Here is a 19,871-nt window from a genome sequence, read left to right as displayed (position 1 = left end):
CCCTGACTGAGGAAAAGGTTTTACCCAGCAAGATGCGGGCCTGCGGACCTTGGCGACCACACCCCTTTGATTACCGCAGGTTGCCCGGCGGCCGCTGCCGCACCCACTGCGTCAGCTGCTCATGGGCGTAAGCCAATTGCAGCACGGCGTGGTCGGCCTGGGCCGGACCGATGATCTGCAGCCCCATGGGCAAACCGGCCAGGTTGAAACCCACCGGAATGCTGATACTGGGCAAGCCGGCCAGGGTCGGGCCGATCACCACTTCCATCCAGCGGTGGTAAGTGTCCATTTCCTGCCCATCGATCTGCCGCGGCCAGGCTTGCCGTGCATCGAAAGGGAACACTTGGGCGGTGGGCAGCAGCAGGAAATCGTAACGCTCGAACAGGCGCTGCAACGCGCGATACCAGTCGCTGCGGCTCTGGGAAGCGCGATACACATCCGCCGCGCTCAGCTTCGCCGCGCCCTCCACTTCCCAGCACGCTTCCGGCTTGAGCCAGCGGCGCTTGTCCGGGTCGTCGTACAGCGCCCCCAGGGAGCCCTGGACCAGCCAGTGGCGGTGTACCAGCCAGCAATCCCAGAGCTGGGCCAGGGAAAAGTCCGGCTGGCAGCTTTCCACCTCGCAGCCCAGGCTGGCGAAATCCCCGAGGGCCTTTTCGCACAGGCCCAGTACGCCCTGCTCCATGGCCAGGTAGCCGTTGTAGTCCCCCAGCCAGCCCAGGCGCAGGCCCTTCACATTTCGTTGCAGCGCCGCCTCCGGCAGCGCCGATGGGTCCTTCAGCGACAGAGGCGCCCGGGCGTCAAACCCGGCCTGGGTACCCAACAGCCGCGCCACGTCGGCCACCGTGCGCCCCATGGGACCTTCGGTGGCCAACTGCTGCACGAACAGTTCCGGAGTCGGGCCGAACGGCACCCGGCCCTGGGAGGGGCGCATGCCGAACACGTTGTTGAAGGCTGCGGGGTTGCGCAACGAGCCCATCATGTCGCTGCCGTCGGCCACCGGCAGCATGCGCAGGGCCAGAGCCACCGCGGCGCCGCCGCTGCTGCCGCCGGCACACAGGGTGCTGTCGTAGGCGTTGCCCGTGGTGCCGAACAGCTGGTTGTAGGTATGGGAGCCCAGGCCGAACTCGGGCACGTTGCTCTTGCCGACGATGATCGCGCCACTGGCCCGGACCCGCGCCACGCTGATGGCATCCCCCTGGGGCACATGCTCGGCAAACAGCGGCGAACCCATGCTGGTGGTCATCCCGGCGGTGGCCGCCAGGTCCTTGATCGCCTGGGGCATGCCGTGCATCCAGCCCATGGACTGGCCCTGGGCCAACTGCCGGTCTCGCTCGTCAGCCTGCTCCAGCAGGGCCTCGGGGTCCCCCAGCGAGACCAGGGCATTGACCAGTGGATTGCAGCGCTCGATCTGCGCCAGGTAGGCCTGCATCACTTCGCGGCAGGACAGCTCGCGGGCATGGATGGCCCGGGACAGCACCAGGGCATCCAGGTCGACAATCGACGCATTGATCGATGGTTCTGCGGGGTTGATCAAGACTCACCTCCCAGGCTCACGGCATCGGGTTTTTCGTCTCTGACCGCGTCATACATGCAGTAGGTACCCAGCAGGCTGAGGACCGAGGTCAGCAGGACATAGAAGGCTGGCGCCACCGGCGTGGCCATGACCTTGCTCAGCCAGGTCACGATCAAGGGCGCAAAGCCACCGAACAGCATGACCGTGACGTTATACGCCACCGACACTCCGGTGGAACGCACCTCGATGGGAAACTGCTCGGCCAGGGCCGTGGGGCCGGGGCCGAAGAAACCGCCGATGGCCCCGCAAAGCAGCATCTGCATCACCAGCAGGCGCTCGATGGATGGCGCCGCAGCGACCCACACATACAAGGGATAGACCATGACAAAAAACGCCAGGGTGAACGCCATCAGCACTGGACGTCGCCCAATGCGATCCGACAAGGCCCCGGCAAAGGGAATCACCAGGGTCATCAGGGCCACGGCGAACATCTGCACCAACAGCACCTGATCCAGGGGCAGGCCGAGGTTGGTGTGGGCAAAGGTCGGCATGTTCACCAGCACCACATAAAAGGACACGGTGCCCCCGCAGCACATGCACATGGACACCAGGATCGCTCGGCGATAGGCCGATACCACCTGCCACAACCCGGGCCCTTTGCCACGCACCTGCTTGCGTGCCTCGACAAAGGCTTGCGGCTCTTCCATGTACTTGCGGATCCACAGCCCCACCGGACCGATCAACAGGCCGATCACGAATGGCAGGCGCCAGCCCCAGAGTTCCAGGGTCTGGGGCGAGAAGAAATGGGTCACCGCCGCCACCATCGCCGCCCCGCTGAATACCGCCAGGCACTGCCCCACCAACTGCCAGGAGCCGTAAAGGCCCTTGCGGTGGGGCGGCGCACTCTCCACCAGGTAGGCCGTGGCGCTGGCGTACTCACCACCGGTGGCAAAGCCCTGGAGCATGCGTGCCACCACGATCAGCAGCGGCGCTCCGATACCGATGGCCGCATAGTTGGGGGCGAACACGATCATCGCGATGGCCAGGGTCATCAGTTGGATGATCACCAGCATCGCCGCCTTGCGGCCCCTGCGATCGGAATAGATCCCCAGCAGCACACCGCCCACCGGGCGCATGAAGAAACCCACGCCGAAGGTGGCCAGGGCCATCAGCAGCGAGGTGTATTCATCTTCCGCGGGAAAGAACTGGCGAGCGATGAAGCTGGCGAGAAAGCCGTAGACGATGAAGTCGTACCATTCCAGGGCGTTGCCGACCACGGCGGCAACCACCTGCCGGGTCCTGGAAACAGAGGGAGTCGAGACGCTCATGGGATGTTCCTTGGAGACTTTTGAGCCTTCTGGCGGGCTCGCTAAAGTGCCGGGCGCCTACAACACGCCCGGGGCAGTCAGGGACACAGGAACAGGAAGGGTCAGGACGGTTTGAGCCAGCTTTCCGCCAGGGCGCCCCAATAGGCCGCGCCGGTGAGGAGGATGTCGTCGTTGAAGTCGTAACCCGGGTTATGCACCATCGGCTGGGCCACGCCGTTGCCGATGAACAGGTAGCTGCCCGGGCAGCGCTGCAGCATCCAGCCGAAGTCTTCGCTGCCCATCAGCTTCGGCGTATTGCCGTTGACCGCCTCGGCCCCCACCAGCTCGACACCGATCTTGCGGGCGAACTCGGTTTCCTCCGGGCTGTTGACCAGCACCGGATAGGCCGGGCGATGCTCGATGCTGACCGAGCAACCGAAACTCTCGGCCTGGGTGCGGATAATGGCCTTGACCCGCTCCAGCATCTGCTCGCGCACGGGTGCGTTGAGGGCCCGCAGGCTCAGGCGCAGCAGGGCCTGCTGGGGAATGACGTTGGCCGCCTCGCCCGCTTGCAGGGCCCCGACGGTGACCACCGCGGCTTCCTGGGCATCGATGTTGCGCGCTACCACTGTCTGCAAGGCCATGACCATGCTCGCCGCTGCCACCAGCGGGTCTACCGTCAGGTGCGGCATGGAGCCATGGCCGCCGACGCCTTCGACTATCACGTTGAGCAGGTCCTGGGAGGCCATCATCGGCCCCTCGCGAAAGCCCAGGTGCCCGGCCGGCAGCCCTGGCATGTTGTGCAGGCCAAACAGGGCATCACAGGGGAAACGCTCCAGCAGGCCGTCGGCAAGCATGGCCTCGGCGCCACCCTGGCCCTCCTCCGCCGGCTGGAAGATCAGGTTCAGGGTGCCGTCGAACTGCCGGGTGGCCGCCAGGTAACGGGCCGCCCCGAGAAGTAGGGTGGTGTGGCCGTCATGCCCGCAGGCGTGCATGCAACCGCTGTAGCGGCTGCTGTAGGGCACCCCGGTGTTCTCGATGATCGGCAGGGCGTCCATGTCGGCCCGCAGGCCCAGGGTGCGGGGGCTGCTGCCGTTGCGCAGCACCCCTACGACGCCGGTCCGGCCCACGCCGGTGTGCACTTCATAACCCCACTCTTCAAGGCTGCGGGCCACCAGCGCCGCGGTGCGGTTTTCCTCGAAACCCAGCTCGGGGTGGGCGTGAATGTCCTGGCGGATGGCCCGCAGGTCGCTGGCGACATCGTTGAGCCAGGCAAGAATGTGCTGGTGTCGGGTCATGGCGTATCTCCTCTGGGCCGGGTGGGTTCCCGTTCTTTTTTTCGGAGCGCTGCACGAGGGCCAGGGCGTGCTCGAAGCTCTGCGTCAGATAACCGCGAGCCGGGGCACAGGACAATCAAATGTGGTTCCACTGGATGGAACACAAAGCTGCCGCCATCGTTTCGACCCCGGTCAGGGGTCCAGGCGGCAACCTTCACGGGCACTGCGCCAGACCGCGCTATGGGTGCGCCCCAGCGCGCTGGCGGTGACACGACGGGGCTGCGGCTCATCGAGAAAAGCGCTGGTAGGCAGGTACTGGCGCACGTAGGCGCGGCAGTAGTCGGCAGGTTGTTGCATGACGTAACGGCAGGAGCAGTACTCCTTGGCGGTGTAGGCCCCGAGGATGTCCGGGAAGGCCTGCAACGCCACCCGCTGCTGCCAGCCCCAGCCCAGCAGCAGGAGCAGCCCGAGCGCCAGCAGGCTGAGCAGCGGACGCCGACGGATCAAGGGCCAGGGCTTCATGGCTGCTCCGGCGTGGCGAAGGCGGCCAGCACCCGCTTGAGCAGTTCATTGTGCTGGTAGCTGCCGTCACGGTCGTCGCCATAGCGCACGATCACCAGGCGCTGCGCCGGCAGCACATACAGCGCCTGGCCCCAGTGTCCCAGCGCAGCGTAGGTATCGGCGGGGGCATCCGGCCAGGGCCTTGGCGCCCCGTCCACCTCGCGGTTGAGCCACCAGTGCCCGCCCGCCACGGCCACGTCCTGGTTGGCCCGATAGCCACGAAAGGGCGTGCGGCAGAATTCGACCCAGGCCTTGGGCAGCAATTGCCGGTCGCGCCAACGGCCATCGCGCTGCATCAGCAGGCCAATGCGAGCCAGATCGCGGGCCGTCAGGTAGAGGTACGAGGAAGCGACGAAAGTGCCAGCAGCATCCCGCTCCCACACCGCCTGGGTGATGCCCAGGGGTTCGAACAGGGCACGCCAGGGATAGTCCGCATACTGCCCCTCCCCCACCATGCCCCGCAGGCTGGCCGCCAGCAGGTTGCTGTCGCCGCTGGAATAGCGAAACACCTGGCCCGGCGGGCCGGAGGCGGCCTGTTGCGCGGTGAAGGCGGCCATGTCCCGGTGCCCGCGGGTGTAGAGCATGGCCACCACCGAAGAGTTGAGAGGGGCGTATTCATAGTCTTCCTGCCAATCCAGGCCCGAGGCCCAGTGCAGCAGGTCCGCCAGGGTGATGTCGGGATGGGCCTCGAGCGGCGGGTAGAACTTCGCCGCCGGGTCCTGCAACTGGAAGCGCCCCTCGCCAAAGGCCACCCCCAGCAGCACCGCCAGCAGGCTCTTGCTGGCGGACCAGGCGAGATGGGGCGTCTGTGGCCCGGTTGCCCCGGCGTAGCGCTCGTAGAGCAGTCGACCGTCGCGGATCACCAGCAAGGCGTCGGTGCGAACGCCCTGGCGGGACTCATCGTCCCGGGGCACAAAGGCGTAATCCTCCAGGGCCTGCAACGCCGGGCCGCTGGCTGGCGTGCCCTGGCTCCATTGCAGCGCCGGCCACTCCTCGGCCCGGGCCGGCAGGCTGAGTAATAGAAGCAGGGCCAGCAGCAACCAAGCTTTGGGCATGAAGGACACTCGAGAGCCGTCTGGGGCCGAGCCTATTGCGGGCACATGACCGTTTCGCGACAACCTTCGCCGGCAAGCCGGCTCCTACAGGGTTGGGCGAATATTCGATAGGGCGCGAGAACCGCTTCTTGTAGGAGCTGGCTTGCCAGCGAATGCGGTTTCGGAGACTGCGCATTCCTCGCGGCAAGCCGGCTCCTACAGGGAGGCCAGGGCCTTGGCCAGGCGCTGTGCGCGAGCGCTGGCGGCGAGGTCCAGCAGGGCCTGGTCGCGGGTCCATTGCTCGCGCCAGAGCTGTGGCCCCTGGGCGAAGGCAATGCCGATCTCGGGTTTCAGCGCCTCGAACTGCACGAACAGGCCCGCCAGCAGAATGTGCCCGCTGCTCAGCGCCGGGTTCTGCCGGCTGGCTTCGGCACAGCCGGCCAGCAAGCCCAGCAGTTGCAACTGCAAGGGCTGCGGCCAGCCGCTGTCCTGCCCCACGCCATACAGCCAGGCCAGCATGGCGCTCAGGACATAGATGTCTTCCAGGGTGCGGAACGGCTTGACGTAGGCATCCCAGCCGTCGCCGGCCAGCAACTCGCAGGCGGCGTTGTCCAGCTCCAGGCAGCCGTGGCTGATCTCCGGCATCAGGGCAATGGCGGGCAGGGTCTGGACCTTGACCCCGGGCTCGCCGGGATAGACCACCGTCAGGCGCAGGGCTGCGCGCTCCCCCGGGGCTTCGCAGCGAGCCGCCACCAGCAGCCAGTCGGCGGCATCGCCGGCGGTGACGAAATCCTTGCGCCCGTGCAGGCGCAGATCCTCCAGGCGGGTCTGCATGTCCGCCGGGCGCAGGCTGCGGCGTTCGGTCGCGCATAAAGCCCCCAGACTGGACGGCGCGCTGGGCCACAACATGCGCAATGCCGCCTGGTAGCCCACCAGGAACGCCAGCCCCGGGGTGGCCATCAAGCGCCCGCCGAGCACCGCCAGTTCGAAGGGCGTGACGTTGCCCAGGTGCGCCAGCAAAGCCCCGTAGCCCTCGGCCAGGTCGGGGTTGGCGGGCAATCGTTCACGGCTCTCGAGCAGGGCTTGCCAGGGCATTCGAAGGTCCTCAGGGGCTGTCATATAAGCATCACCAAAGCTTCATGGCGATGACACCGGGGCTACATAGCCTGACTTTGCACAACAAAGTCGATTGGCTGCAACCCAAGGCGGGTCAGTAGCCCGCACGGAGATTCACGATGACTCAGATCGCCCGCATCAGCGACACCGGCACTGAACGCCGCCTGCAAGCCGAACGCCTGATCGGCGCGAAGGCTCTGCAAGAAGCCCAGGCCCTGCGTTTCAACGTCTTCAGTGGCGAGTTCAACGCCAAGCTCAAGGGCGCGGAACTGGGTCTGGACATGGATGACTATGACGTTCATTGCAGCCACATCGGTGTGCGCGACCTGAACACCGGGCGCCTGGTGGCCACCACCCGCCTGCTGGACCACCAGGCCGCCAACAGCCTGGGGCGTTTCTACAGCGAAGAAGAGTTCAGCCTGCACGGCCTGGTGCAGCTTAAGGGGCCGATCCTGGAGATCGGCCGCACCTGCGTCGACCCGGCCTACCGCAACGGCGGCACCATCGCCGTGCTCTGGGGCGAACTGGCGGAAGTGCTCAATCAGGGTGGCTACAGCTACCTGATGGGTTGCGCCAGCATCCCCATGCAGGACGGCGGCGTGCAGGCCCAGGCGATCATGCAGCGCCTGCGCGAGCGCTACCTGTGCACCGAGCACCTGCGGGCCGAGCCGAAGAACCCGCTGCCGAGCCTGGACATTCCGTCCAATGTGATCGCCGAGATGCCGCCCCTGCTCAAGGCCTACATGCGCCTGGGCGCGAAGATCTGCGGCGAGCCGTGCTGGGACGAGGATTTCCAGGTCGCCGATGTGTTCATCCTGCTCAAGCGCGACGAGCTGTGCCCGCGCTACGCCCGGCACTTCAAGGCGGCGGTCTGATGCGCCGGCTGCGGGTCTACGGGCGCATCGCCCGAGTACTGCTGGTGGTGGCGCTGGGCCTGAGCATGGCCAGTATCTTCGGTTTGCTGGAACGCTTGGGGGTCGCCAACTCCATGGTCCGGCGCCAGCGCTGGTCGCGCTTCTTCATGGCACGCTTGAGCAATGCCCTGCCCTTTCAGGTCTCGGTGCATGGCGAGCTGCCCCGCCAACCGATGCTCTGGATCAGCAACCATGTGTCCTGGACCGATATCCCGCTGCTGGGCATGCTGACGCCGCTGTCCTTCCTGTCCAAGGCCGAAGTGCGCACCTGGCCGGTGGCCGGTTGGCTGGCCGCCAAGGCCGGCAGCCTGTTCATCCGCCGCGGCGCCGGTGACAGCCAGTTGATCCGCAAGCAGATGACCCGGCATTTGCAGGAGCAGCACCCACTGCTGCTGTTCCCCGAAGGCACCACCACCGATGGCCGTGGCCTGCGCACCTTCCACGGGCGCTTGCTGGCCAGCGCCATCGATGCCGACGTCTGCCTGCAACCGGTGGCGATCCGTTACCTGCGCGACGGCCAGATCGATACCCTGGCGCCCTTCATCGGCGACGACGATCTGCTCTCGCACCTGATGCGCCTGTTCGCCAATGACCGGGGCCAGGTGGAGATCCACCTGCTCAAGCCGATTGCCTGCCAGGGCCAGGAACGTGCGGCGCTGGCCTTCCAGGCCCAGCAAGCCGTGCAGAAGGCGCTGTTCGGTGATGTCATGCTGCCCGCCGAACCACGCCGCAACGGCGAACTGGTCGCGGCCTGAAACTCTCTGCAGGAGCCGGCTTGCCGGCGAAAAGGCCCTTGAAACCTGCGTCGGTCATGAGAGCACCTTCGCTGGCAAGCCAGCTCCTAAAACAGCCATCGTGAGTCAGGGCAATTGGATGTGCTGCGCGGCGAATGCCTGCAATTGCGGGTAGAAAGCACGGAAGTCTTCGCTCAACGGTTCATACAGCCGTTCCAGCTCGACCATCGCCGCGGTCAGCTCCTCTGGCCGTGACAGGCGCCGGGCAATCCCCCGCAACACCGGCTCCAGCACCGCGAACTCGCGATAGGAACCCAGCCAGTCATCCGCCGCCATGTAAGGCGCAATCTGCGCCAGCCGCGCCGGCAACTGCGGCTCGGCCGCCAGCACCCGGTACACCTCGGCGGTGAACAGCGGCAGGGGCCGGTCGGCGTAATGCTGCCAATCCCGGGCCAGGCAATGGTCGAAGAACACGTCGATGACGATGCCGGCGTAACGCCTTCGCGTCAGGGAGAAACGCGACAGCGCCGCCGCCACCAGCGGGTGACTGTCGGTGTAGGTATCGATGCGCCGATGCAGCTGGATCGCCGCCTCGACCTCGGGCGAAAACTGCCCTTGCAGGCGTCCCTTGACGAAATCGCCATACAGGCTGCCGAGTAATTGACCCGGGCGCTGGCCGCCAAGGTGCAGATGTGCGAGATAATTCATGGACGCAGCTTAGCACTGCGACCGACATATCGTTATAACCCGATATACCGATAAGTAATGATTTAAGACCAAAATCATATTGGTATATCGCGAAATAACGATTTAAATTTCGCTTCATCGCGATACAACGTTTCACAAAAAACGAGCACCGCCATGTCCCTCGACCTCGACGAAATAATAAAAGCCCTGGCACATCCGGTTCGCAGGGAAATCCTGCACTGGCTGAAAGATCCGACTGTCGAATTTCCCGATCAGGCTCACAGCAATGAGCACGGCGTCTGCGCCGGGCAGATCGACCAACGCTGCGGCCTGTCGCAGTCGACCGTGTCCGCCCACCTCGCCACCTTGCAACGCGCAGGCCTGATCAGCAGCCGGAAAGTCGGCCAATGGCATTTTTTCAAACGCAACGAGGAAACCATCCAGCAGTTCCTCACGCAAATGAGCCAACAGCTCTGACCTGACAAGGACCCGACAATGCCCCTTTCGCTTCTCATCCTGGCCTTGAGTGCCTTCGCCATCGGTACCACCGAGTTCGTCATCATGGGCCTGCTGCCCGATGTGGCGGCGGACCTCGGGGTGTCGATTCCCGGCGCCGGCTGGCTGGTCACCGGCTACGCCCTTGGGGTGGCCATCGGCGCGCCCTTCATGGCCCTGGCCACCGCCCGCCTGCCCCGCAAGGCAGCCCTGGTGGCGCTGATGGGAATCTTCATTGTCGGCAACCTGCTGTGTGCACTGGCCAGTGATTACAACGTGCTGATGTTTGCCCGGGTGATCACCGCGCTGTGCCACGGTGCCTTCTTTGGTATCGGTTCAGTGGTGGCCGCCGGCCTGGTGCCTGCCAACAAGCGCGCTTCGGCCGTGGCCCTGATGTTCACCGGCCTGACCCTGGCCAACGTCCTTGGCGTGCCCCTGGGCACCGCCCTGGGCCAGGCAGCGGGCTGGCGCTCGACCTTCTGGGTGGTGACGGTGATCGGCGTACTGGCGCTGATCGGCCTGCTGCGCTTCCTGCCGGCCAAGCGCGACGAGGAAAAACTCGACATGCGTGCGGAGCTGGCGGCCCTCAAGGGCGCGGGTATCTGGCTGTCCCTGAGCATGACCGCGCTGTTCGCCGCATCGATGTTCACCCTCTTCACCTACGTTGCACCGCTGCTCGGTGATGTCACCGGTGTCTCGCCCAAGGGCGTGACCTGGACCCTGCTGCTGATCGGCCTGGGCCTGACCCTGGGCAACATCATCGGCGGCAAACTGGCGGACAAGCGCCTGGGCGCCACCCTGATCGGCGTGTTCGCGGCCATGGCCGTGGTCTCCACCGTACTGACCTGGACCAGCGTGGCGCTGATCCCCACCGAGATCACCCTGTTCCTCTGGGCCACCGCTTCGTTTGCCGCAGTGCCGGCGTTGCAGGTCAACGTAGTGACCTTCGGCAAGGCCGCACCGAACCTGGTTTCGACCCTGAACATCGGCGCCTTCAACATCGGCAATGCCCTGGGTGCCTGGGTCGGCGGCAGCGTCATCGCCCACGGCTTCGGCCTGACCAGCGTGCCGTTGGCGGCTGCGGCCCTGGCGATCCTGGCCCTGCTGGTGACGCTGATTACCTTTCGCCAGGGCGGCAACGCCGAACTGGCTCCTGCAACCCACTGATCCTCTCCCTATCCCTTAAAGAAGGCTGCATTCCATGACGACTCTCTTTGATCCGATCAAACTCGGCGATCTCGAACTGTCCAACCGCATCATCATGGCGCCGCTGACCCGCTGCCGCGCCGATGCCGGCCGCGTACCCAACGCGCTGATGGCCGAGTACTACGTACAGCGGGCTTCCGCCGGCCTGATCCTCAGCGAGGCCACCTCGGTGACCCCCATGGGCGTGGGCTACCCGGACACCCCCGGCATCTGGTCCAACGACCAGGTGCGTGGCTGGGCCAATGTGACCAAGGCAGTACACGGCGCCGGTGGCAAGATCTTCCTGCAGCTGTGGCACGTCGGACGCATCTCCCACCCGTCCTATCTGAACGGCGAAACCCCGGTGGCACCCAGCGCCCTCCAGCCCAAGGGGCACGTCAGCCTGGTGCGCCCACTGGCCGACTTCCCAACTCCGCGGGCCCTGGAAACCGCTGAGATCGCCGACATCGTCGACGCCTACCGGGTCGGCGCGGAAAACGCCAAGGCCGCCGGTTTCGACGGCGTGGAAATCCACGGCGCCAACGGCTACCTGCTGGACCAGTTCCTGCAAAGCAGCACCAACCAGCGTACCGACCAGTACGGCGGCTCCCTGGAAAACCGTGCCCGCCTGCTGCTGGAAGTCACCGACGCGGCCATCGAGATCTGGGGTGCCGGCCGGGTAGGCGTGCACCTGGCACCACGTGCCGACTCCCATGACATGGGTGATGCCAACCTGGCGGAGACCTTCACCTACGTCGCTCGGGAGCTGGGCAAACGCGGTATCGCCTTTATCTGCTCCCGGGAGAAAGAAGGCGCCGACAGCCTGGGCCCGCAACTCAAAGAAGCCTTCGGCGGCCCCTACATCGCCAACGAACGCTTCACCAAGGACAGCGCCAACGCCTGGCTGGCCGCTGGCAAGGCTGACGCCGTGGCCTTTGGTGTGCCCTTCATCGCCAACCCGGACCTGCCAGCCCGCCTGAAGGCCGATGCGCCGTTGAACGAAGCGCACCCGGAAACCTTCTACGGCAAGGGCCCGGTCGGCTATATCGACTACCCGACTCTGTAAGCCTGCATCGCTCGATAAAAAGCCCCGACTCTCGCGAGCCGGGGCTTTTTCATGGCCTGCACATTCGTTGTAGCCGCTGCCGCAGGCTCGGGCCGCGTACGCACGGTCGCCCCGAAGGGGCGCGACCATCTCAAGTTCGATGAAGGTCCTGCGGACCTTGTCGCGGACTGCGGCAGGGGCTACAGAAAGCCATTCAGCGTTTGCGCTGGGCCCAGGCCACCGCCAGGCCGCTGAGGCAGATGACCGCGATACCGACCAGGGCGTACTGGTCCGGGGTATGGTCGAAGATCAGGTAGCCAAAGAGCCCGGCGAAAAGAATCTGCCCATAGCTGAAAGGCGCCAGCATCGCCGGCGCGGCATGGCGGAACGCCTGGGTCAGCAACATGTGGCCGAGCATGCCGCAGGTGCCCAGGCCGATCATGAACAGCCCATGAACCAGCGTCGGCGTGCTCCAGAAGAACGGCAGCAGCGCGCTCATGATCAGGCTGTTGAGGATCCCGGTGAGAAAGTTGCTAGTGGTCGGGCTGTCGACACCACTGAGCTTGCGGGTCAGCAACTGGTAGAAGCCGAAGCACAGCGCCGACCCCAGCGGCAGAAGGATTGCCGGCGTGAACAACGCGCCACCGGGACGCACCACAATCAGCACCCCGACGAACCCCGCCAGCACTGCCAGCCACTGGGCGCGACTGACCCGCTCCCCCAGAAACGGCACCGACAGGGCAGTCACCAGCAAGGGCGCCAGGAAGTTGACCGCGGTCGCTTCTGCCAGGGGTATATAGCGCAGGCCGGTGGTGAACAGCAGGCTGGTGCCGATCAGGCACAGGGCCCGCAGCAATTGCAACCCGGGGCGCTTGGTGCGCACCACCGCAGAGAAACCACTGCGCGGCACGAAGACCACCAGCATCAACAGGGTGTGCACCACATAGCGGGCCCAGACCACCATGACGATGGGATAAAAAGCCGACAGGTATTTGGATAACGTGTCGTGGCTGGCAAACAACAGGACCGCCAGGCAGATCAGGGCGATCCCCTTGATGGGGTGTTCCGCGCCGTTGAACGGTGAAGGGCTCACACTCATTCACACACCCGCAACAAAATCCCTACAAAATACGTAGCTCGCTATCTATCAACCTGCAGCAAGCCCGTATATAAAAGCACCCCATTGTGAAGTGCGACCCCGGGTATGAACGTCCCTCGCCTTAAATGTTGACACAACCGGACTCAATTACGCATTTTGTCTTAATGACGGAGGTTGGGGCTCAAGCGCAGCATATCCAGCCCGATGTCGATCCAGCGCTCTGCTTCGGTGTGCAGGGCGAAGCTGTCCGGGGCCAGCAACCACTGGTAGAGAATGCCATCGATGAACGCATGCAGCGTAATAGCTGCCCGCGCCGCATCGAGGTTCTCGGGCAATTGCCCACGATTCACTGCATTACGCAACGCCAGCTCGATGTGTACGTTGCAGTCCAGGCTGGCAGCGCGACGCTGTCGGCGCAGGTCGCACATTTCGTCGGTGAACTCGCACTTGTGAAACAGGATTTCATTGATGCGTCGGGTTTTCGGGTCCAGGGCAACTTGATGAAACAAATGAATGAGCAGCTTGCGCATGCAGCCCAACGGGTCCATTTCATCTACATTCTCACTGGCCGCGGCCATTTCATCCAAAGGTTCACGCAGGCTGTCGAGCATGGCCTGCACCAGATCGGCCTTGTTGCTGAAGTGCCAATAGATGGCACCTCGCGTGACTCCCGCCAGCGCCGCGATGTCGGCCAGGGTGGTACGCGCCACGCCACGCTCGTAAAAGGCCTTTTCGGCGGCCTCGAGTATCTGGCTGCGAGTTTCTTGAGCTTCCTCTTTGGTACGACGGACCATGGCAGTAAAACCTCGATCAGGATCTTTCAGCGATGCGTGAAGACCTTCTGAATAAATATGGAACGGCATCTCGAGTGCCGTTTGCCCAGCCTACAATTCAACACCTACAGGGGCTTTTGTAACCGGATGGGTACGCCGCAGGGGTATTTACAAACAACCATGAACGTAAGTATATTCCTTAGCAAGCTACTTATCCACTCAGCCAAGCATTTTTACCCTTCCACTTTTCTTGTGCGCATCTTGCGTGCCTGACCCGAGGATTTTCATGCAACTCAAGCCAGCTGTTACCGCTCTGGTCACTGCCGTCGCCCTGGCATCGCTGCTCAGCGGATGTAAAAAGGAAGAGGCGGCGCCTGCCCCTCAAGCCCCTCAGGTCGGCGTCGTTACCCTGCAACCACAAGCCTTTACCTTGACTTCCGAACTCCCGGGCCGGACCACTGCGTTCCGCATCGCCGAAGTTCGCCCACAGGTAAACGGGATTATTCTCAAGCGTCTGTTCAAAGAAGGTGGAGACGTCAAGGAAGGTCAGCAGCTTTATCAGATCGATCCATCGGTCTATGAGGCAACGCTGAAAAGTGCCGAGGCTAATCTGCAATCGACCAAGTCGATTTCTGATCGCTACAAGCAACTGGTCAACGAGCAGGCCGTAAGCCGCCAGGAATACGACACTGCCGTGGCCAACCGCCTGCAGTCGGAAGCCTCGCTGCAAAGCGCCCAGATCAACCTGCGCTACACCAAAGTGCTGTCGCCACTGACCGGCCGAATCGGCCGTTCCTCGGTGACCGAAGGCGCCCTGGTGAGCAATGGCCAGGCCGATGCCATGGCCGTGATCCAGCAGCTGGACCCAATCTACGTCGACGTTACCCAGTCCTCGGTAGAACTGCTGGAACTGCGTCGCGAACTGGAAAGCGGTCGCCTGCAGAAAGTCGGCGACAATGCCGCCAAGGTCAAACTGACCCTGGAAGACGGCAGCCAGTACAAGCTCGACGGCAAGCTGGAATTCTCCGAAGTCTCGGTGGACGAAACCACCGGCTCGGTGACCCTGCGCGCAGTGTTCCCGAACCCTGAGCACACTCTGCTGCCTGGCATGTTCGTCCACGCCCAACTGCAAGCCGGGGTGAACAGCGCGGCGATCCTGGCTCCCCAGCAAGGCGTGACGCGCGACCTGAAAGGCACCCCGACCGCGCTGGTGGTTGGCCCGGATAACAAGGTCGAGCTGCGTCAACTCAAGGCCAGCCGCACGGTCGGCAGCCAGTGGTTGGTGGAAGATGGGCTGAAAGCCGGCGATCGCCTGATCACCGAAGGCCTGCAGTTCGTCAAGCCGGGCATTGAAGTCAAGGCCAGCGAAGCAACCAACGTTCCAGCGAAGTACCCGGCCCCTGCACAGGCAACTGACAAAGCTGCAGGCGGCAAAGGGGAGTAAACCATGTCGAAATTTTTTATCGACCGTCCGATCTTCGCCTGGGTAATCGCCCTGGTGATCATGTTGGTCGGAGCTCTATCGATCCTCAAATTGCCGATCAACCAGTACCCGAGCATCGCGCCGCCAGCGATCGCCATCTCCGTGACCTACCCAGGCGCTTCCGCACAGACCGTGCAGGACACCGTGGTTCAGGTGATCGAGCAGCAGCTCAACGGTATCGACAACCTGCGTTATGTGTCCTCGGAAAGTAACTCCGACGGCAGCATGACCATCACCGCGACCTTCGAACAGGGCACCAACTCGGACACCGCGCAGGTTCAGGTACAGAACAAGCTCAACCTGGCCACTCCGCTGCTGCCTCAAGAAGTGCAGCAGCAGGGTATCCGCGTGACCAAGGCAGTGAAGAACTTCCTGCTGGTGATCGGCGTGGTTTCCGAGGACGGCAGCATGTCCAAGGACGACCTGTCGAACTACATCGTGTCGAACATGCAGGACCCGATCTCGCGGACCGCGGGCGTCGGTGACTTCCAGGTATTCGGTGCCCAGTACGCGATGCGGATCTGGCTCGACCCGGCCAAGCTGAACAACTACAACCTGACCCCGGTGGACGTGAAGACCGCGGTTGCCGCGCAGAACGTCCAGGTATCGTCCGGCCAGCTCGGCGGCCTGCCTGCCCTGCCCGGCCAGCAACTCAACGCCACCATCATCGGCAAGACCCGCCTGCAGACTGCCGAGCAGTTCAAGGCGATCCTGCTGAAGGTCAACAAGGACGGCTCGCAAGTGCGTCTGGGCGATGTCGCGGACGTCGGCCTGGGTGGCGAGAACTACGCCATCAGCGCCCAGTTCAACGGCAAGCCGGCGTCCGGCCTGGCAGTGAAACTGGCCAACGGCGCCAACGCCCTGGACACCGCCAAGGCCCTGCGCAACACCATCAAGGACCTGGAACCCTTCTTCCCGCAAGGGATGAAGGTGGTGTTCCCGTATGACACCACCCCGGTGGTGACCGAATCCATCAAGGGTGTGGTTGAAACCCTGGTGGAAGCGATCGTCCTGGTGTTCCTGGTGATGTTCCTGTTCCTGCAGAACTTCCGCGCCACGGTGATCACCACCATGACGGTGCCGGTGGTACTGCTGGGTACCTTCGGCATCCTTGCGGCGGCCGGCTTCAGCATCAACACCCTGACCATGTTCGGCATGGTGCTGGCCATCGGCTTGCTGGTGGACGACGCCATCGTCGTGGTGGAGAACGTCGAGCGGGTGATGCACGAGGAAGGGCTGTCGCCCAAGGAGGCGACGAAAAAGTCCATGGGCCAGATCCAGGGAGCCCTGGTGGGTATCGCCCTGGTGCTGTCCGCGGTACTGCTGCCAATGGCCTTCTTCAGCGGCTCCACCGGGGTGATCTACAAGCAGTTCTCGATCACCGTGGTCTCGGCCATGGCCCTGTCGGTGCTGGTTGCCCTGATCTTCACTCCGGCCCTGTGCGCCACCATGCTCAAGGCCGTACCGCAAGGCGAACACGCCACCGAGAAGCGCGGCTTCTTCGGCTGGTTCAACCGCACCTTCGATCGCAGCGTGAAGAGCTACGAACGCGGCGTGGGCAACATGCTGCGCCACAAGGTTCCGTACCTGCTGGCCTACGTGCTGATCGTCCTGGGCATGATCTGGCTGTTCACCCGCATCCCGACCGCGTTCCTGCCGGAAGAAGACCAGGGCGTTCTGTTCGCCCAGGTACAGACGCCGGCAGGCTCCAGTGCCGAGCGGACCCAGGTGGTAGTGGACGAAATGCGCGCCTACCTGCTGGACAAGGAAAAGGACACCGTGGCTTCGGTGTTCACCGTGAACGGCTTCAACTTCGCCGGTCGCGGCCAGAGCTCGGGCATGGCCTTCATCATGCTCAAGCCGTGGGGCGAGCGTTCCGCGGAAAACAACGTGTTCAACCTGGCAGCCCGCGCCCAGCAGCACTTCTTCAGTTTCCGTGACGCGATGGTGTTCGCCTTCGCCCCTCCGGCGGTACTGGAGCTGGGTAACGCCACCGGTTTCGACGTGTTCCTCCAGGACCGCGCCGGTATCGGCCATGAGAAACTGATGGCTGCACGCAACCAGTTCCTCGGCATGGCAGCCCAAAGCAAGGTGCTGTCCCAGGTACGTCCGAACGGCCTGAACGATGAACCGCAGTACCAGTTGACCATCGACGACGAGCGCGCCAGTGCCCTGGGCGTGACCCTCACCGACATCAACAACACCCTGTCGATTGCCCTGGGCAGTAGCTACGTCAACGACTTCATCGACCGTGGTCGGGTGAAGAAGGTGTACATCCAGGGTCAGGCCGGTGCCCGCATGAGCCCCGAAGACCTGAAGAAGTGGTACGTACGCAACAGCGCCGGAACCATGGTGCCGTTCTCCTCCTTCGCCAAGGGCGAGTGGATCTACGGCTCGCCCAAGCTGGCCCGTTACAACGGCGTGGAAGCCATGGAAGTGCTCGGTGCCCCGGCCCCTGGCTACAGTACCGGTGAAGCCATGGCCGAAGTCGAGGCCATTGCCGCGAAGCTGCCGGCGGGTGTCGGTATCTCCTGGACTGGCCTGTCCTACGAGGAACGTCTGTCGGGCTCCCAGGCACCTGCGCTGTACGCCTTGTCCCTGCTGATGGTGTTCCTGTGTCTGGCAGCGCTGTATGAAAGCTGGTCGATTCCGATCGCAGTGATGCTGGTTGTGCCCCTGGGGATCATCGGTGCACTGATGGCAACCAGCATGCGCGGCCTGTCCAACGACGTGTACTTCCAGGTGGGTCTGTTGGTGACCATTGGTCTGGCGGCGAAAAACGCCATTCTGATCGTCGAGTTCGCCAAGGAACTGCACGAGCAGGGCCGCAGCCTGGTAGACGCCGCGGTGGAAGCCTGCCGGATGCGTCTGCGGCCGATCATCATGACCTCCCTGGCCTTCGTCCTCGGGGTCGTGCCACTGGCCATCTCCACGGGCGCCGGCTCGGGTAGCCAGCATGCGATCGGTACCGGCGTGATCGGCGGTATGCTCACCGCGACTATCCTGGCGATCTTCTGGGTGCCATTGTTCTTCGTCACCGTATCGTCCATGGGCCGCAGGAAAGCGGACCTGTCAGAAACTACTGCAACCCCTAATGAGGCTGGCCAATGAGCAAGTCGCTACTCTCCCTGGCAATCACCGCCATCGCGCTAAGTGGTTGCTCGCTGATCCCGGATTACCAGCGCCCGGAAGCGCCGGTGGCGGCGCAGTTCCCCCAAGGCCCTGCCTACTCGCCAAAGGAGGCCGCCAACGTGGCGGCCGCCGAACAGGGCTGGCGGCAGTTCTTCCATGACCCGGCGCTGCAGCAACTGATCCAGACGTCCCTGGAAAACAACCGCGACCTCAAGGTCGCGGCGCTGAACATCGATGCCTATGCCGCGCAGTACCAGATCCAGCGGGCTGACCTGTTCCCTGCGGTTTCGGCCAACGCCAGCGGCAGCCGCCAGCGCACTCCGGCACGCATGTCGCAGACCGGCGAAGCCGGGATCACCAGCCAGTACTCGGCCACCGTGGGCGTCAGCGCCTACGAACTGGACCTGTTCGGCCGGGTTCGCAGCCTGAGCGAGCAAGCCCTGCAGACCTACTTCTCCAGCGAAGAGGCCCGGCGCAGCACCCAGATCAGCCTGGTGGCCAGCGTGGCCAATGCCTACATGACCTGGCAGGCCGACAAGGAGCTGCTGAAACTGACCCAGGACACCCTCGGTGCCTACGAGGAAAGCTACCGGCTGACCTCGCGCAGCAACGAAGTGGGCGTGGCCTCGGCCCTGGACCTGAGCCAGTCGCGGACTTCGGTGGAAAACGCCCGGGTCCAGCTGGCGCGCTACACCCGCCAGGTGGCCCAGGATGAAAACAGCCTGACCCTGCTGCTGGGTACGGCGATTCCGGCCAATCTGCCGAAGGCCCAGCCGCTGTCGGCCGACCTGCTGAGCGACCTGCCGGCAGGCTTGCCGTCGGAGCTGCTACAACGGCGTCCGGACATCCTCGAAGCCGAGTACAAGCTGAAAGCGGCCAACGCCAATATCGGCGCGGCGCGGGCAGCGTTCTTCCCGAGCATCAGCCTGACCGCCAATGCCGGTACCTTGAGCCCGGATCTCTCGGGCCTGTTCAAGGGGGGCTCGGGCACCTGGCTGTTCCAGCCGCAGATCAACCTGCCGATCTTCAACGCCGGCAGCCTGCGCGCCAGCCTGGACTACTCGAAAATCCAGAAAGACATCACCGTCGCGCAGTACGAGAAATCCATCCAGACCGCCTTCCAGGAAGTCTCCGATGGCCTGGCGGCACGCCAGACCTACAACCAGCAGTTGCAGGCCCAGCGTGATTTCGTCAACGCCAACCAGGACTACTATCGTCTGGCCGAGCGCCGCTACCGTATCGGGGTCGACAGCAACCTGACCTTCCTCGATGCCCAGCGGTCGCTGTTCAGCGCCCAGCAGGCACTGATCACCGATCGCCTGTCGCAGCTCACCAGCGAGGTCAACCTGTACAAGGCCCTCGGCGGTGGCTGGAGCGAACAGACAGCGAAGAACGAGCCACTGGCGGAAAAAGCCCCGGCGCTGCACCTGTTCTGAAGCGTCACCTGGCCATATGAAAAACCCACCTGACGGTGGGTTTTTTTATATGTACCAACTGGAACATTTGTGTTCGATTA

The 19,871-nt window shown here is 64.0% G+C and carries 17 protein-coding genes; 8 read left to right on the top strand and 9 right to left on the bottom strand.

The window, feature by feature from the left end; translation table 11 throughout:
- Nucleotides 1-70 precede the first annotated feature (70 nt).
- From A9971_RS09240 to A9971_RS09215, 6 genes are all read right to left on the bottom strand, one after another.
- The gene (locus A9971_RS09240; RefSeq protein ID WP_053149446.1) at nt 71-1,534 is read right to left on the bottom strand and encodes an amidase; all 1,464 of its coding nucleotides are present in this window, start codon (nt 1,532-1,534) and stop codon (nt 71-73) included.
- The gene (locus tag A9971_RS09235) at nt 1,531-2,841 is read right to left on the bottom strand and encodes an MFS transporter (protein WP_011059687.1); all 1,311 of its coding nucleotides are present in this window, start codon (nt 2,839-2,841) and stop codon (nt 1,531-1,533) included. The genes A9971_RS09240 and A9971_RS09235 overlap by 4 nt, the downstream gene beginning before the upstream one ends.
- 101 nt (nt 2,842-2,942) lie before the next feature.
- Complete coding sequence (locus A9971_RS09230; protein WP_011059686.1) at nt 2,943-4,118, bottom strand: M20 aminoacylase family protein; 1,176 nt, start codon at nt 4,116-4,118, stop codon at nt 2,943-2,945.
- 171 nt (nt 4,119-4,289) lie between these two features.
- On the bottom strand, nt 4,290-4,619 hold the full coding sequence (locus A9971_RS09225) for a hypothetical protein (protein ID WP_011059685.1): 330 nt from the start codon (nt 4,617-4,619) through the stop codon (nt 4,290-4,292).
- A complete protein-coding gene (locus tag A9971_RS09220; protein ID WP_183001419.1) occupies nt 4,616-5,713 on the bottom strand; it encodes a serine hydrolase in 1,098 nt (365 codons plus the stop codon). Before A9971_RS09220 ends, A9971_RS09225 begins: the two co-directional genes overlap by 4 nt.
- Before the next feature lie 195 nt (nt 5,714-5,908).
- A complete protein-coding gene (locus A9971_RS09215) occupies nt 5,909-6,787 on the bottom strand; it encodes an acyl-CoA dehydrogenase (RefSeq protein ID WP_053156700.1) in 879 nt (292 codons plus the stop codon).
- A 140-nt stretch (nt 6,788-6,927) separates the two neighbouring features.
- On the opposite strand from A9971_RS09215, the gene olsB reads away from it, so the two are divergent.
- Nucleotides 6,928-7,683: an L-ornithine N(alpha)-acyltransferase gene (olsB, locus tag A9971_RS09210; RefSeq protein ID WP_011059682.1), complete on the top strand. Its 756-nt coding sequence runs from the start codon at nt 6,928-6,930 to the stop codon at nt 7,681-7,683.
- A complete protein-coding gene (locus A9971_RS09205; RefSeq protein ID WP_011059681.1) occupies nt 7,683-8,477 on the top strand; it encodes a lysophospholipid acyltransferase family protein in 795 nt (264 codons plus the stop codon). The genes olsB and A9971_RS09205 overlap by 1 nt, the downstream gene beginning before the upstream one ends.
- 105 nt (nt 8,478-8,582) lie before the next feature.
- Here A9971_RS09205 and A9971_RS09200 read toward each other — a convergent pair whose 3' ends face one another.
- A complete protein-coding gene (locus A9971_RS09200) occupies nt 8,583-9,164 on the bottom strand; it encodes an ACP phosphodiesterase (RefSeq protein ID WP_053156698.1) in 582 nt (193 codons plus the stop codon).
- A gap of 153 nt (nt 9,165-9,317) precedes the next feature.
- Here A9971_RS09200 and A9971_RS09195 point away from each other — a divergent pair, with 153 nt between their 5' ends.
- Genes A9971_RS09195 through A9971_RS09185 form a run of 3 tightly spaced genes read left to right on the top strand, consistent with a single transcriptional unit; the run spans nt 9,318 to nt 11,889 of the window.
- Nucleotides 9,318-9,620: a helix-turn-helix transcriptional regulator gene (locus A9971_RS09195; protein WP_011059679.1), complete on the top strand. Its 303-nt coding sequence runs from the start codon at nt 9,318-9,320 to the stop codon at nt 9,618-9,620.
- Between the two features lie 18 nt (nt 9,621-9,638).
- Nucleotides 9,639-10,805 carry an MFS transporter gene (locus A9971_RS09190; protein WP_015634436.1) on the top strand — a complete coding sequence of 389 codons (1,167 nt, stop codon included), beginning with the start codon at nt 9,639-9,641 and terminating at the stop codon, nt 10,803-10,805.
- Between the two features lie 34 nt (nt 10,806-10,839).
- Nucleotides 10,840-11,889, top strand: coding sequence for an alkene reductase (locus A9971_RS09185; protein ID WP_011059677.1), 1,050 nt, complete (start codon nt 10,840-10,842; stop codon nt 11,887-11,889).
- A 193-nt stretch (nt 11,890-12,082) separates the two neighbouring features.
- Here A9971_RS09185 and A9971_RS09180 read toward each other — a convergent pair whose 3' ends face one another.
- Nucleotides 12,083-12,967 (bottom strand): DMT family transporter, encoded by an 885-nt coding sequence (locus A9971_RS09180; protein ID WP_011059676.1) that lies wholly within the window; start codon nt 12,965-12,967, stop codon nt 12,083-12,085.
- 161 nt (nt 12,968-13,128) lie between these two features.
- Nucleotides 13,129-13,761 carry an efflux system transcriptional repressor EmhR gene (gene emhR / locus A9971_RS09175; protein ID WP_011059675.1) on the bottom strand — a complete coding sequence of 211 codons (633 nt, stop codon included), beginning with the start codon at nt 13,759-13,761 and terminating at the stop codon, nt 13,129-13,131.
- A 265-nt stretch (nt 13,762-14,026) separates the two neighbouring features.
- On the opposite strand from emhR, the gene emhA reads away from it, so the two are divergent.
- The 3 genes from emhA to adeC are packed head-to-tail and all read left to right on the top strand — an operon-like array spanning nt 14,027 to nt 19,791.
- Nucleotides 14,027-15,184, top strand: a complete 1,158-nt coding sequence (gene emhA / locus A9971_RS09170) for an efflux RND transporter periplasmic adaptor subunit EmhA (RefSeq protein ID WP_183001418.1) — start codon at nt 14,027-14,029, stop codon at nt 15,182-15,184.
- 3 nt (nt 15,185-15,187) lie between these two features.
- On the top strand, nt 15,188-18,334 hold the full coding sequence (locus tag A9971_RS09165; RefSeq protein ID WP_041751993.1) for an efflux RND transporter permease subunit: 3,147 nt from the start codon (nt 15,188-15,190) through the stop codon (nt 18,332-18,334).
- Entirely contained in the window at nt 18,331-19,791 is a 1,461-nt protein-coding gene (gene adeC / locus A9971_RS09160) for an AdeC/AdeK/OprM family multidrug efflux complex outer membrane factor (protein ID WP_077933460.1), read from the top strand. The genes A9971_RS09165 and adeC overlap by 4 nt, the downstream gene beginning before the upstream one ends.
- Nucleotides 19,792-19,871: the final 80 nt, after the last annotated feature.

Origin of the sequence: Pseudomonas sp. UME65 (assembly GCF_014170225.1) — a bacterium.
GTDB classification, from domain to species: Bacteria; Pseudomonadota; Gammaproteobacteria; order Pseudomonadales; family Pseudomonadaceae; genus Aquipseudomonas; species Aquipseudomonas protegens.
This window is presented reverse-complemented; position numbering and strand designations above follow the sequence as displayed.